The following is a 12,765-nucleotide window of genomic DNA, read 5'->3' as shown; positions in this document are numbered from 1 at the left end:
GATGAGCCTGAACACCGGCAGGGTCGAAGCCCTGATCTTCGACATGGATGGCACCATGATCGACTCCATGCCCTGGCATGCGCGCTCGTGGGTGACCTTCGCGCAGCGCCACGGCGTGCAGCTCGACGTGAGCGAGATCCTCGCGCGCACCACGGGCCGCACCGGCACCGAGAGCATGCGCGAGCTGTTCGAGCGCGAGCTCTCCGATGCCGAGTGCCAGGCCATGGTGCACGAGAAGGAAGAGATCTACCGCGAGCTCTTCCACGACAACTTCACCGAAGTGGCGGGCTTCACCGCCTTCGCCAAGGCCGCGGTGGCACGCGGCCTGAAGGTCGCGGTGGGCACGGCCGGCGACCGGCACAACATCGCGTTCGCCATGTCGCGCCTGAAGATGGACCCGCTGCCGCTGGCCATCGTCGGCGGCGACGAAGGCTTTTCGGGCAAGCCCACGCCCGCGATCTTCCTGGAAGCCGCGCGCCGCATCGGCGTGGCGCCCGAGCGCTGCATCGTCTTCGAAGACGCGCCCTTCGGCATCGAAGCGGCCCGCCGCGGCGGCATGCGCGCCGTGGCCGTGTGCAGCACCCATACGGCCGCCGAGCTGGCCGGCCCCCACGTGATCGCCGCCGTTCGCGACTACAACGAACTGGCCCATTCGAATTTTCTGGAGACCCTCGATGCTGCTTCAGCGTGACGCCCAAGGGCAACCCATTGCCATCCGCCGCGAAGACTATGCCGCGCCGGCGTTCTGGATCGACACCGTCGACCTGACCTTCGACCTCGACCCCGCCAAGACCCGCGTGCTCAACCGCATGCAGCTGCGCCGCAACCCCGAGGTGCCGGCCCAGCCGCTGCGCCTGGACGGCGACGAGCTCAACCTGGCGCGCGTGCTCGTGAACGGCCAGGGCGCCTCGTTCCGCATGGAAGGCGACCAGCTCGTCATCGACGGCCTGCCCGACGCCTTCGAGCTCGAACTCTTCACCACCTGCTGCCCCATCAAGAACACCAAGCTGATGGGCCTGTTCGTGAGCGAAGACACCTTCTTCACGCAGTGCGAGGCCGAGGGCTTTCGCCGCATCACCTACTTCCTCGACCGTCCCGATGTGATGGCGATGTACACCGTCACGCTGCGCGCCAGCAAGGCCGCCTACCCGGTGCTGCTGTCGAACGGCAACCTCGTCGACCAGGGCGAGCTGCCCGAGGGCCGCCACTTCGCCAAGTGGGTCGACCCGTTCAAGAAGCCCAGCTACCTGTTCGCCCTGGTGGCGGGCAAGCTCGTGGCGCGCGAGCAGCGCATCAAAGCGCGCAGCGGCAAGGAACATCTGCTGCAGGTGTACGTGCGCGCCGGCGACCTCGACAAGACCGAGCACGCCATGAACTCGCTGGTCAACTCCGTGCTGTGGGACGAAGCCCGCTTCGGCCTTCCGCTCGACCTCGACCGCTTCATGATCGTGGCCACCAGCGACTTCAACATGGGCGCCATGGAGAACAAGGGCCTGAACATCTTCAACACGAAGTACGTTCTGGCCAACCAGGCCACTGCCACCGACGCCGACTACAGCAACATCGAAAGCGTGGTCGGCCACGAGTACTTCCACAACTGGAGCGGCGACCGCGTGACCTGCCGCGACTGGTTCCAGCTCTCGCTGAAAGAAGGCCTCACCGTCTTCCGCGACCAGGAGTTCAGCCAGGACCTGTGCGCCGATGCCTCGGCCCGCGCCGTGAAGCGCATCGAGGACGTGCGCGTGCTGCGCACCGCCCAGTTCCCCGAAGACGCCGGCCCCATGGCCCACCCGGTGCGGCCCGACAGCTACATCGAGATCAGCAACTTCTACACCGTCACCATCTACGAAAAGGGTGCCGAGGTCGTTCGCATGATGCAGACGCTGGTCGGCCGCAAGGGCTTCGAAAAGGGCATCACCCTGTACTTCGAGCGCCACGACGGCCAGGCCGTGACCTGCGACGACTTCGCCCAGGCCATTGCCGACGCCAACCCCGACTCCGAACTGGCCCGCCTGCTGCCCCAGTTCAAGCGCTGGTACAGCCAGGCCGGCACGCCCCGCCTGGCCGCGCACGGCGTGTACGACGCGCAGAACCGCAGCTACACCCTGAGCGTGGTGCAAAGCTGCCCGCCCACGCCGGGCCAGCAGACAAAAGAACCCTTCGTCATTCCGCTGAACATCGGCCTGCTCGACGCCGCCACCGGCCGCGAACTGCCCATGCAGCTCGAGGGCGAAAGCGACGTGGCACGCGGCACCCGCACCATCGTGCTGTCGCGCGCCGGCGAGCAGATCACCTTCGTGGGCCTGGACGCCGAGCCCGTGCCGTCCATCTTGCGCGGCTTCAGCGCGCCGGTGATCCTCGACTTTGCGTACACCGACGCCCAGCTGCTCACCCTGCTGGCCAACGACCCCGATCCGTTCAACCGCTGGGAAGCCGGCCAACGCCTGGGCCTGCGCGCCGCGCTGCAAGCCATTGCCGCGCACGCCACCGACACCACGCCGGTGCTCAACGACGCCTACCTCGACGCCATGCGCGGCGTGCTGCGCCACCCGCAGCTCGACGCCGCCTTCAAGGAACTGGTGCTCACGCTGCCGTCGGAAACCTACATTGCCGAACAGCTCGACGTGGTCGATCCGCAGCGCGTGCACCTCGTGCGCGAAGCCATGCGCGCCCAGCTCGCCACCGCCCTCTTCGCCGACTGGGAACAGGCCTACGAAGACAACAAGGACACCGGCGCCTACACGCCCGACCCGACCTCGTCGGGCCGCCGCGCGCTGGCCGGCATGGCGCTCAACTTTCTGTGCCTGGCGGCGCGCGCCTCGGGCGACACCGTGTGGCCCGGCAAGACCCTGCAGCGCTTCAAGGACGCGGGCAACATGACCGACCGCTTCAATGCGCTCAACGCCCTCGTGTCGTCGGGCCACACCCTGGCGGCGCAGGCGCTCGCGCGCTTCCACGCCATGTTCAAGGACGAGGCACTGGTCATCGACAAGTGGTTCTCGCTGCAGGCCGGCGCCAGCGACCGCGGCGGCGACATCCTGCCGCTCGTGAAGCAGCTCATGAAGCACCCCGACTTCTCGCTGAAGAACCCCAACCGCGCGCGCAGCGTGATCTTCAGCTACTGCAGCGGCAACCCCGGCGCCTTCCACCGCGCCGACGCGGCCGGCTACGTGTTCTGGAGCGACCGCGTGATCGAGCTCGACGCCATCAACCCCCAGGTGGCCGCACGCCTGGCGCGCGCGCTCGACCGCTGGAGCAAGCTGGCCGAGCCCTACCGCAGTGCCGCACGCGAAGCGATTGCCCGCGTGGCCGCCAAGCCCGACCTGAGCAAGGACACCCACGAAGTCGTCACCCGCGCCCTCGCCGGAAACTGAACCCACTGAACCCCACAAGATCCATGGCTCAACAAAAAATCTCCTTCACCCGCTACCTCGTCGAGCAGCAACGCGCCGACGGCCTCATTCCCGGCCAGCTGCGCCTGTTGCTCGAAGTGGTCGCCCGCGCCTGCAAGAGCATCAGCCAGGCCGTCAACAAGGGCGCGCTGGGTGGCGTGCTCGGCACCGCCGAGAGCGAGAACGTGCAGGGCGAAATCCAGAAGAAGCTGGACATCATCGCCAACGAAGTGCTCATTGAAGCCAACGAATGGGGCGGCCACCTCGCGGCCATGGCCAGCGAAGAGATGGAAACCATCCACGTGGTGCCCAACCGCTACCCGCAAGGCGAATACCTCTTGATGTTCGACCCGCTCGACGGCAGCAGCAACATCGACGTCAACGTGAGCATCGGCACCATCTTCAGCGTGCTGAAGAAGCCCGACGACACCCCCGGCGTGCAGGAAGCCGACTTTCTGCAGCCCGGCAGCCAGCAAGTGGCCGCCGGCTACTGCATCTACGGCCCGCAGACCACCCTGGTGCTCACCGTGGGCAACGGCGTGGCCATGTTCACGCTCGACCGCGAGCAAGGCAGCTTCGTGCTCACGCAGGAAGACATCCAGATTCCGGCCGACACCAAGGAATTCGCGATCAACATGAGCAACATGCGCCACTGGGACGAGCCCATGAAGCGCTACATCGACGAGTGCCTGGCCGGCAAGGAAGGACCGCGCGGCAAGGACTTCAACATGCGCTGGATTGCCAGCATGGTGGCCGACGTGCACCGCATCCTGATGCGCGGCGGCGTGTTCATGTACCCGTGGGACAAGCGCGAGCCCGAGAAGGCCGGCAAGCTGCGGCTGATGTACGAGGCCAACCCGATGAGCTGGCTGGTCGAGCAGGCCGGCGGCGCGGCCACCAACGGCAAGCAGCGCATCCTGGACCTGAAGCCCACCAAGCTGCACGAGCGAGTGAGCGTGATGTTGGGTTCGCGTCACGAAGTGGAGCGTTTGACGCAGTACCACGCCGAGAAGCCTTGATTTTTTGGCTATAATCTGAGGCTTCGCCGGTGTAGCTCAGTCGGTAGAGCAGCTCATTCGTAATGAGAAGGTCGGGTGTTCGATTCATCTCTCCGGCACCAATTGAAAAGCCCGCTATCCAAAAGATAGCGGGCTTTTTTCATATGGTCGGCCACAAAAGTTCGTTCCGGCGACCTTCGTCTACCGGTTGCCACCTTGCTCGATCTTCTGGAGTTTCTCAATAAGTCCCGTATTCCTCGCTTGCGCATATTCGCCATAGTGAACTTCGCGGTGGCAGGTGGGGCAAAGAGCGGCAACGAATTGGGGGTGGTCCGGTCCACCGTCTGAAACGCGCGTGGTGTGATGAGGCTCAAGATAAGGGCCTCCTCCTTTGCGAAGGAACGGTGCGGGCTGTTCACAAAGCTCGCACACACCTGCGGCGCGCTGCAGCACGTAGTCACGAACAGCGCGGCTTCTCTCGTAAAGCATGCGATGCCCTTGCTTACCATCCTTTGAAGCGTCGGTTTTCGCCGCCGCAACTGCGCGGCGTCTTGCCTCTTCAAGCGTCAGGCCTATTGGCTTTTCGCTCGTCTCTCCAAGTTCGTCTCGTTCAAGGCGGGCCACCGGCACAAGTCGAAAGACGATCGCCTTTCGAGTTCTTTTATCTGCATCGATCGCGTCAACCCACTCGTGATCTTGATAGACAAACTCCCCAAGGTACTTCTGCCCTTTGCCTTTTCCGACCGTCCGAAAGAGATGCAGCGCCTTGCCCTGTGAAGAGTGATCGCGAATCGCGAGATTTCCCCGCTTGAATACCATGTCTCCACGCTGACCTTCTCCCGTGAAAAAGAAGGTCCCATCCTCATCGAAGTGATCCTTGTAGCCGTACTGCTCACCGCTATCACCGGTAAACAAGAAAACCACGAGGAAGTGCGCGGACGGTGAAATACCGCTTTGTCCGCTGCCTCCAAATGGTTCGTGAAGCTCCGTCTTACGGCGATAGATCTTGCCCAACGTAAATGCGGGCACACCGAGATTCAGATCTGACACGGGCTCATCTCTCCGCACAGGCAGCTCATAGTTAACGTTCGGCTCACTGTTGTGAACCCACTTTAACGTATGTCTCCTAAAAATCCCATGCAAGCATCTGACACCCACGATCTCTGCGTCTTCCGTGCGGCATGGACTAGCAGATGTACTGAAACCGCTGGCTTCTTCGAGGCAGGGCCAACTGATGGGCGTGCACAACAGAATGCTCATCCCGCAGTGCTAGGGGCTAGCAGTCAATCGGGATGCAACAAGTGCGTGGCGCCCCGTTCGCGATAGCTGGACCGCGTCTTGTGCACCTTGCAAAGGTGTCTACGTATCCTAGGAACGCTTAAGCAGCTTGCTCAAGATCCTGCGCCATAGCGATGGACCTCCAGGAAGTTCATGAAGTGAGGCTCGCGACCACTTCATTTTCTCTGGCTGCCACATGCCTTCTTCGTTCAACTTCTGTTGAAGAATTTCAGCCGAGTCCGCTACAAGATTTTCGTCGCGCACGATCATGAGCAAGAAATCCACCGAGATCGTTCTCGTCGAATAAGGCTCCATTGCGATACCAAGCACTTCCTTCAAGTGCGGATTCTTGAGCTTGCACCCTTCGCAATAGGTCATCAGTTGATGCCGCCGGTGCTCTAGATAGGTTTCATACGGCATGTCGCGAGGCGTTGGCAGCGCCATGACGACATACGCTCTCGTGCTATCGCGACGCCCAAGCACGGTCGACGTGTATCGCGTATCTTTCTTTTTGACACTACGTGCTCGATCAACGGCCGCGCCAAGCATCCGCCGAGTCGATCGCGATTCTTCCGCCATTTTTCGAAGAATCATCTCCTGCTGTACTGAAGGAGCGAGACTGTTAAGCGAAGCGGGTAAACGTACTACACCCGAAGACCCAGCCAATATGTGTGAGGTCTGAAACTCGATGAGGGCATCCCACAGATAGCTGACTCGATTTGCCTTCACCCGATTCCGATAGCGCTTGCTCGTCTTCAGCTCTTTCCATTCACCTTCACCGAGAAGAAACATGGCACCGGGGGGTATGTCAGGAAATTTCGGTCCCTCAAGCTCGTAAGTTGATGACGAGAGATAGCTCGCAAGCAGGTCCTCTTCGCCAGGAATGACAAGGAGTACCTCCTCTCGCCTAAAGAACTCTTCTTTCTTGCGAAGATACGCAACAAAGTCCGGGACGGTGTCCAGCTCACCCAAAACTACGTCGAGTGTCTGCTCGTCAAACACGTGGATCATGTGCGCTCTACCAAGAGGCCACCCCACTTGGAAGGGTGTGGCCCTGTGATCGGTGCCCACGATTTCAGTACGAATCATCAAACTTCCGGAACTGGGGCCAGACGTCGGATCGAAAAGCATCCCCGTCTCCGCATGCTCCACCGCAACAGTTTCCCAATATCTAGCGGCATGCTCGGTAGCGCCCTTCGCAACTGCAATCAGGTGAATTCGGCAGTGCTCGAGATCGGGGATCTCTATCGGGAGGCGATGTTGACACTGCCTATCCAAATAGAGCCGATCGGCATGGCGAAGGATCCAAGATTTCGCGCCGGCCAATTGGTTAGCTGATTTCTCTATGGCTCGCTTGTACCACCGTCCCCAGGCCACTTTGACGTCGGCGTGTGGGATGAATTCGCATTGTTTGTCCGAGAAGATCAGGATGTCATTGCCAAAAATTACCAGCAGATCGCAAAGCTCTTTGCCATCGCCCTTTCCCTTGCTTCGCCCCTCGTCCGTGAACACATTTGGATAGCTCCAAAGCGTAAGAAATGCTCTGCGAGCGAGTGCCGTCAAATAGCGCTCAGAGTCTGTTTGAGAATCACCAGCGAGGGCGTCGTGCCAAGCGGACAGCGGAGTTCCCGGCGGCAGCTCAGCAAATGGCAGCGACTTCATGCGGCGGATCGTACCGTTCAACCGCACCTACTTGGATTGGCAACATGCGACGCCAGATCAATCGATCGGCCACTCGATCACAGCATCTTGACGCACGCCGCTAGATTCTGTCTGCCATTGCACGATGAAGCAGTCTCGATGCATCGCCGGCCAAGTCAGCGGCAATCCACATGATGTTGTCCCGATGCCGGGGGCCAATCGCCTCAAACCACTCGCCCTCGTCCCCATAGCAGCAACTCAGCAAAGACTGCAGCTGGGTCAGCTTGTTCTCAAGGATGTCTGACGCGTCCGGCTGGTGGTTCGCGTCGTGGGATTCGGGCGTGGTTTGGCCGGCGATAATTTGATCAGCCATTTGGTGTGCCTCTTCCAAGGGTTTGCACGTCGATTGGTTAGACGGTCAGGGTGTTAGCGCACCCTGGCCGTCGCCTTTTGTGCCTCACATCGACATCGCTGCGGTGTGCATCGATGTCCCGCCGTGAGGCGCGGCGGTCGGTCAAATGTAGGGAGAGAAGCGCGTCAGCGGAAGCCTCTCACGGTGAACAAATGAGGACTCGCGTCGACTTGTAGTGACGCACGCGAAGGCAATCGCGCTGCGAGCCGCCCGCCTGCCTCAACCAGCACCCGCGGCCCACGCCTCCACCCGCCGCACCAACGCATCCCGCCGCGCCGCCACCTCCGCCAACAGGTACTGCCGCGCCTGCTCCTGCGCCACGTCGCTCGACAGAAACCACTGCTCGCGCTCGGCGCTGCCTTGCGGTGGCGGGGTGCCCCACCCTGCTTCGCCGTTGGCGCCTCTGAACGCTTCGGTCATGGGCAGGCGGCCATCGGTCTTGCCGATGCTCGACAGCGCATCGGGCGGGCCGTCGAGCGCGATGCGCACATGCACGACGCTCTCGCCTTCGGTGCGGATCGATGCGCCCAGGCCGCCCTCGCGGTGCACGCGCCACAGCTCGGCCGCGGAGGCGTTGCGGACCCAGCTCTCCAGGGCGCGGACCAGGCTCTCGAGAATGATTTGTTGGTTCATGAGGAATATTTCACACGTTTCTGTCTGGTGTCGGCAAGCGGCCACGGTGCGATGGGGCCAAAAAGCCGTTGTAACTTCTTGCCTTGGCGCCTGCGCTATATTTCTTGGCATGGAAAAGGCATCCGACATAGGCAAACCCACGGTTCCGATCGATCTGATCGGGCCGGAGCATTGGGTCCGTTCACGGCGCGGCCCTCGCCGTACGACGAAGGTGCTCTTCATCTTGCTCGGTGGGCTCGCAGCAGCCACCGCGGTGGCTTACAGCTTCTTCGGCGCGGGGCGCTGAACACAAGCAAACAAGCAAGCCGCCCACGCCTCCACTGATTCACTCACTCGCTCACCGCGAGCCGCACAAGGCAAAGCCCGCTGTCCGTTGATCCAACGGGCAGCGGGCTTTTCTCTTTGTGCGCGTGGCGCTACTGCAGCCGCGAGCCGCGCGGCAGGCGCTTGGCCAGCCACTCGTGCACGTCCGCGCGGATGTTGCGGCCTTCGAGCAGGAAGTTCTCGAAGCGGCTCGGCACGTACGGCAGGTAGACCAGCGGCATGCCCGCTTCTTCGGGCGTGCGCGCGGCCTTGCGGTTGTTGCAGACGGCGCAAGCGCTCACGAGGTTGGTCCAGCTCCACGGGCCGCCGCGCGACTCGGGCATGACGTGTTCGCACTGCAGGTCGCGGTCGGCGAACACCTGTGCGCAGTAGGCGCAGGTGTGGCGGTCGCGGCGCAGCAGCTTGGCCTTGGTCACGCCGGGCACGACGTCGAAGAGGTTGATCTTCGACGCACCGCGCAGCGCGATGATGGGCGCGACGTCGATGCGCGACTGCACACCGCGCGCCACGTTGAAGCCGCCGCGCAGCGTGGCCAGCGGCAGCGCGCCGTCTTCCCAGGCCACGTTGCCGGTGGCGTAGTGCAACACCGCCTGCTCCAGCGAGATCCAGGCTTGCGGCGTGCCCTGAATATCGAGTTGCAGGACGTGTGAATGCATGACGAATCGCCTCCCTTCGCGGCGATGGCTTGTGGTGAACGGATGGGGTGCACGAACGGAATCGAACCGTTGTCAGCGGGACCACAACCCGCGGCTCTGCCATTGAGCTACACGCACCATTGAAGAAACAGAAGACGAGCCGTGCTGAGCGGCTACCACTCGCCCGACGCGCGCACGCGCTGATCGAGGTCGAGGCTGTCGAGTGGCGCCTCGCTGCCGTCCGGCAATGCCGACGCGCGATCGGCCACGTCGCGCGGCCCGAGCCCCACGCCGAAGCGCTGGGCCAGCGACCACACCATGTGCCTGCGCGGCAGCGGTGCCGGGTGCACGGCGATCATCCGGATCGGTGAGTTGCGCTTGCGCATGAGGGCCTCCTGGGTGGGTAACGGAAAAAAGAAAGTAATGACTTGAAAAATGTCCGGTGACGGGTTCCGGCGCCGCCCTATCTTTGCGGCCGGTTTCCGCGGGCGCGCCACGCGTTGGCATGGCCCGGTCCCGCTCGGGTGTGGTCCGTGTGGCAGGAGTTGAACCTGCGACCCTCTGGTCCCAAACCAGATGCGCTACCAGGCTGCGCCACACACGGAAGAAAAACTAAGAAAAGCCTGCCCGCGCTTCCATTTCGGTTGTGTCCTCACGCGACGGGCCGCGCGCTGGGCGCGGCCCCGTCGAACGTCGCTGCACAGGAGTGATCAACTCATGCACATCCCGCCAGACCGTCGACGCGGCAATTTCTGGCGGTGGGGTGAAGGCACACCCGAAATGGAAAGCGGTAAAAACAAAAAGGCCCGGAACCTTGCGGTGTCCGGGCCTCTTTGCGAGAGAGCTTGAGAGATGCGCGCCTACGCGCGACCTCCACCCGGGGGCACCTGATGAGCCTCGAACTGACCACCCACACGCAGACGGGCTGCGGCTTTGGCGGCGTACGCGGTGTTCAGGTGCGAAGACAACGACAGGGGCGACGGCATGTCGAAACCATGGCAGAACCCGACGCGCACGAGCGGTCGGCCCGAGGCGGGTCGAATGCTGGTGAGGGTCAGTGCGGTGTTCACGATGGTTCCTGGTCAAAAATTGCCGCTGTCGGCTGTAAGGGGTTGGAAAAAAGGGACGGCTTGTGCCGCGAATTGGAGGCAACTGTAAAGAGTGTTTACGGCGACGTCAACAACCGGGACAATCTTTTCTTGTCTTGTTGTTGTTTTTGAACAGTGCCCCATACCACCGTCGCGCGCCGCCGCAATGCGCTTGTGCTGCATCGCCGCTTTCTCGAGGACGCCGTCGCGGCGGGCCTGCCCGCCAAGGGCCTCGACCAGGCCTTCGCGCGCAAGCTCGAAATCTCTCCGAGCATGTGGAGCCAGATCAAGAGTGCGCGGCCCATCGGCGACAAGCTCGCACGGCAGATCGAACGGCACTGCGACGTGGCCGCCGGCTGGCTCGACGAAGACAACACTGCGCCTTCAGAAGCACCGCCCGATGCGGCGGAAGAGCGCTTCGTGGCCGCCGCGCGTGAGGCGTGGCGCCAGGCCAATGCGAAGGGAAAGCGGGAGCTCAGCGGCTGGCTGAAGAAGCACGCGCAGGAGAAGAAGGCGCTCGAGCCTGCCGACGGCGCTGCGCCGGCGCCCTAGCCTTGCTCAGGCCTTCAGGCCTTGCCAGCGGGCTCGGCAGCAGCCAGGGCCGGCGCATCGCGCAGGATGGCCGCGCGCATGTCGTCCGGCACGGCGATGGCGCGGTGCGTGTCGAGTGAGGTCGTCACCAGCACCTGCCGCACCTGCATGCGCACTTCGCCCATGGTGGGCTCGAAGCAGCGCAACGCGAGCGTGATCGAGCGCGAGCCCAACTGCGCCACCGAGAGGCCGAGCATCACGCGGTCGCCCATGCGGCTCACGGCGCGAAAGTCGGCGTCGAGCTTCACGGTCGGCAGGCCGACGCGGCGTTCGCCGATCAGTGCGTGGTAGCCCACGCCGAGCCCCTCGCTCACCCAGTCTTCGACCAGGCCGTTGAGCATCACGAAGTACTGCGGATAGAAGACGATGCCTGCGGGGTCGCAGTCGGAAAAGCGGATCAGGCGCGGGCGCTGGAACTCCACACCACCGCCCTCGCCGCTCATGCGCGGTCCTCGACCGCACCGTCGCCGCGCATCACGTGCACGCGCAGCAGCCCGAGCTGGTTGTGCATCTGCTTGACGGTCTTCATGTCCAGGCCCGAGAACATCTCGAGGATCCACTGCTCGTGCTCGGTGGCCATGGCTTCGAAGGCGTTGCGGCCTTCGGGCGTGAGGCTCACGATCCAGGCGCGGCGGTCGTCGGGGCTGGGCGCGCGCGCCACCATGCCTTCGCGCTCGAGCTCGTCGGTCAGGCCGGTGACGTTGCCGCCGGTGACCATCAGGTAGCGCGAGAGCACGCGCATCTTCAGGCCGTCTTCATAGCGGTACAGCTGCGCCATGTAGTCGAAGCGCGCCAGCGAGATGCCGAAGCGCTCGCGCAGACGACGCCGGATCTCGGCCTCGATCTGCGTGGTGCTCGCGAGCATGCGCAGCCACAGCTTGAGCATGGCGTGGTCTTCATGGCCGGCGCGGGCTTCGTGGCCGAGTTCTTCGGCGTCGCTCAGCACGGCGTGGGAAGCATCGTTTCGACTCATGTGACTTCTCCTCCGGAAACGGAGATCGACTGGCCCGTGACCGACGCGGCGCCTTCGCCGCACAGCCAGCGCACGGCGTCGGCCACTTCGGCGGGCTGCACGATGCGCTTTTGCGGGTTCACGCTGGAGAACTCGGCCAGCGCATCGGCTTCGCTGCGGCCGGTCTTGCCGACCACGTTGGCGACGCTGTTGCGCAGGATGTCGGTGTCGGTGTAGCCCGGGCACACGGCGTTCACGGTGATGCCCTTGCGCGCCACCTCGAGTGCCAGCGCGCGCGTGAGGCCGATCACGCCGTGCTTGGCCGCGGTGTAGGCCGACACGTAGGCGTAGCCCTTCTGCCCCGCCGTGCTGGCGATGTTGACGATGCGGCCCCAGCCGGCATCAAGCATGTCGGGCAGCGCGGCCTGCGCGCACAGGAAGCTGCCGGTGAGGTTGACCGACAGCATGCGCTGCCACAGCTCGACCGAGGTCTTCAGGAACGGCGCGCTCTCGGCGGCGCCCGCGTTGTTGACCAGCACGGTCACCGCCCCGCGCTCGGCCCGCGCCTGCGCAAAGGCCGACTGCACGGCCTGCGGGTCGGCCACGTCGGCCGCCACCACGCCGTGGCCGCTGCCGGCCAGGGTCTCGGCCACGCGCTGCAGGGCCTGCGCGTCGCGGCCCAGCAAGGTCAGCACTGCCCCTTGGGCAGCGAGGGTGCGGGCGATCTCTGCGCCGATGCCGCGAGCGGCGCCGGTGACGAGGGCATGACGGCCAGTGAGCGAATTTGTGTGCATACCTGAATGGTTTAGTTCTGAATCATT

At 63.7% G+C, this 12,765-nt stretch carries 15 protein-coding genes and 3 tRNA genes; 7 read left to right on the top strand and 11 right to left on the bottom strand.

The window, feature by feature from the left end; genetic code table 11:
* The first annotated feature begins 1 nt into the window (after window position 1).
* The 4 genes from AC3WQR_RS19390 to AC3WQR_RS19375 all read left to right on the top strand — a co-directional run bounded on the left by AC3WQR_RS19390 (window position 2) and on the right by AC3WQR_RS19375 (window position 4,512).
* Window positions 2-691 carry an HAD family hydrolase gene (locus AC3WQR_RS19390; protein WP_070062371.1) on the top strand — a complete coding sequence of 230 codons (690 nt, stop codon included), beginning with the start codon at window positions 2-4 and terminating at the stop codon, window positions 689-691.
* Entirely contained in the window at window positions 675-3,374 is a 2,700-nt protein-coding gene (pepN, locus tag AC3WQR_RS19385; RefSeq protein ID WP_095950520.1) for an aminopeptidase N, read from the top strand. Before AC3WQR_RS19390 ends, pepN begins: the two co-directional genes overlap by 17 nt.
* A gap of 23 nt (window positions 3,375-3,397) precedes the next feature.
* The gene (locus AC3WQR_RS19380) at window positions 3,398-4,411 is read left to right on the top strand and encodes a class 1 fructose-bisphosphatase (RefSeq protein ID WP_492743188.1); all 1,014 of its coding nucleotides are present in this window, start codon (window positions 3,398-3,400) and stop codon (window positions 4,409-4,411) included.
* A gap of 25 nt (window positions 4,412-4,436) precedes the next feature.
* Window positions 4,437-4,512, top strand: a tRNA-Thr gene (locus AC3WQR_RS19375).
* 79 nt (window positions 4,513-4,591) lie between these two features.
* Here AC3WQR_RS19375 and AC3WQR_RS19370 read toward each other — a convergent pair.
* The 4 genes from AC3WQR_RS19370 to AC3WQR_RS19355 all read right to left on the bottom strand — a co-directional run bounded on the left by AC3WQR_RS19370 (window position 4,592) and on the right by AC3WQR_RS19355 (window position 8,354).
* The gene (locus tag AC3WQR_RS19370) at window positions 4,592-5,440 is read right to left on the bottom strand and encodes an HNH endonuclease (protein WP_492743187.1); all 849 of its coding nucleotides are present in this window, start codon (window positions 5,438-5,440) and stop codon (window positions 4,592-4,594) included.
* Window positions 5,441-5,758: 318 nt separating this feature from the next.
* On the bottom strand, window positions 5,759-7,330 hold the full coding sequence (locus AC3WQR_RS19365; RefSeq protein ID WP_492743186.1) for a hypothetical protein: 1,572 nt from the start codon (window positions 7,328-7,330) through the stop codon (window positions 5,759-5,761).
* Window positions 7,331-7,430: 100 nt separating this feature from the next.
* Entirely contained in the window at window positions 7,431-7,682 is a 252-nt protein-coding gene (locus AC3WQR_RS19360) for a hypothetical protein (RefSeq protein WP_492728214.1), read from the bottom strand.
* A 258-nt stretch (window positions 7,683-7,940) separates the two neighbouring features.
* Window positions 7,941-8,354, bottom strand: coding sequence for a hypothetical protein (locus AC3WQR_RS19355; protein WP_139702010.1), 414 nt, complete (start codon window positions 8,352-8,354; stop codon window positions 7,941-7,943).
* Between the two features lie 109 nt (window positions 8,355-8,463).
* Between AC3WQR_RS19355 and AC3WQR_RS19350 the strand changes: the two genes are divergently transcribed.
* Window positions 8,464-8,640: a hypothetical protein gene (locus tag AC3WQR_RS19350; protein ID WP_157627325.1), complete on the top strand. Its 177-nt coding sequence runs from the start codon at window positions 8,464-8,466 to the stop codon at window positions 8,638-8,640.
* 130 nt (window positions 8,641-8,770) lie between these two features.
* On the opposite strand, the gene AC3WQR_RS19345 is transcribed toward AC3WQR_RS19350, so the two are convergent.
* The 4 genes from AC3WQR_RS19345 to AC3WQR_RS19330 all read right to left on the bottom strand — a co-directional run bounded on the left by AC3WQR_RS19345 (window position 8,771) and on the right by AC3WQR_RS19330 (window position 9,917).
* The gene (locus AC3WQR_RS19345; RefSeq protein ID WP_062473294.1) at window positions 8,771-9,334 is read right to left on the bottom strand and encodes an HNH endonuclease; all 564 of its coding nucleotides are present in this window, start codon (window positions 9,332-9,334) and stop codon (window positions 8,771-8,773) included.
* A gap of 43 nt (window positions 9,335-9,377) precedes the next feature.
* Window positions 9,378-9,451: transfer RNA gene (locus AC3WQR_RS19340), tRNA-His, on the bottom strand.
* Window positions 9,452-9,486: 35 nt separating this feature from the next.
* On the bottom strand, window positions 9,487-9,699 hold the full coding sequence (locus AC3WQR_RS19335; RefSeq protein ID WP_492743185.1) for a short-chain dehydrogenase: 213 nt from the start codon (window positions 9,697-9,699) through the stop codon (window positions 9,487-9,489).
* Between the two features lie 141 nt (window positions 9,700-9,840).
* Window positions 9,841-9,917: transfer RNA gene (locus tag AC3WQR_RS19330), tRNA-Pro, on the bottom strand.
* A gap of 286 nt (window positions 9,918-10,203) precedes the next feature.
* On the opposite strand from AC3WQR_RS19330, the gene AC3WQR_RS19325 reads away from it, so the two are divergent.
* Together AC3WQR_RS19325 and AC3WQR_RS19320 are read left to right on the top strand one after the other, a co-directional pair.
* Window positions 10,204-10,533, top strand: a complete 330-nt coding sequence (locus AC3WQR_RS19325; RefSeq protein ID WP_143599208.1) for a hypothetical protein — start codon at window positions 10,204-10,206, stop codon at window positions 10,531-10,533.
* A gap of 3 nt (window positions 10,534-10,536) precedes the next feature.
* Window positions 10,537-10,953, top strand: a complete 417-nt coding sequence (locus AC3WQR_RS19320) for a hypothetical protein (protein ID WP_095746368.1) — start codon at window positions 10,537-10,539, stop codon at window positions 10,951-10,953.
* A 14-nt stretch (window positions 10,954-10,967) separates the two neighbouring features.
* On the opposite strand, the gene AC3WQR_RS19315 is transcribed toward AC3WQR_RS19320, so the two are convergent.
* Genes AC3WQR_RS19315 through AC3WQR_RS19305 form a run of 3 tightly spaced genes read right to left on the bottom strand, consistent with a single transcriptional unit; the run spans window position 10,968 to window position 12,738 of the window.
* Window positions 10,968-11,435 carry an acyl-CoA thioesterase gene (locus AC3WQR_RS19315; RefSeq protein ID WP_492743184.1) on the bottom strand — a complete coding sequence of 156 codons (468 nt, stop codon included), beginning with the start codon at window positions 11,433-11,435 and terminating at the stop codon, window positions 10,968-10,970.
* Entirely contained in the window at window positions 11,432-11,965 is a 534-nt protein-coding gene (locus AC3WQR_RS19310) for a MarR family winged helix-turn-helix transcriptional regulator (RefSeq protein WP_062473285.1), read from the bottom strand. The genes AC3WQR_RS19315 and AC3WQR_RS19310 overlap by 4 nt, the downstream gene beginning before the upstream one ends.
* Complete coding sequence (locus tag AC3WQR_RS19305) at window positions 11,962-12,738, bottom strand: SDR family NAD(P)-dependent oxidoreductase (RefSeq protein WP_070062353.1); 777 nt, start codon at window positions 12,736-12,738, stop codon at window positions 11,962-11,964. The genes AC3WQR_RS19310 and AC3WQR_RS19305 overlap by 4 nt, the downstream gene beginning before the upstream one ends.
* Window positions 12,739-12,765: the final 27 nt, after the last annotated feature.

The sequence above is a fragment of the Variovorax sp. FW305-3-2-15-B-LB1 genome, assembly GCF_058787635.1.
This window is presented reverse-complemented; position numbering and strand designations above follow the sequence as displayed.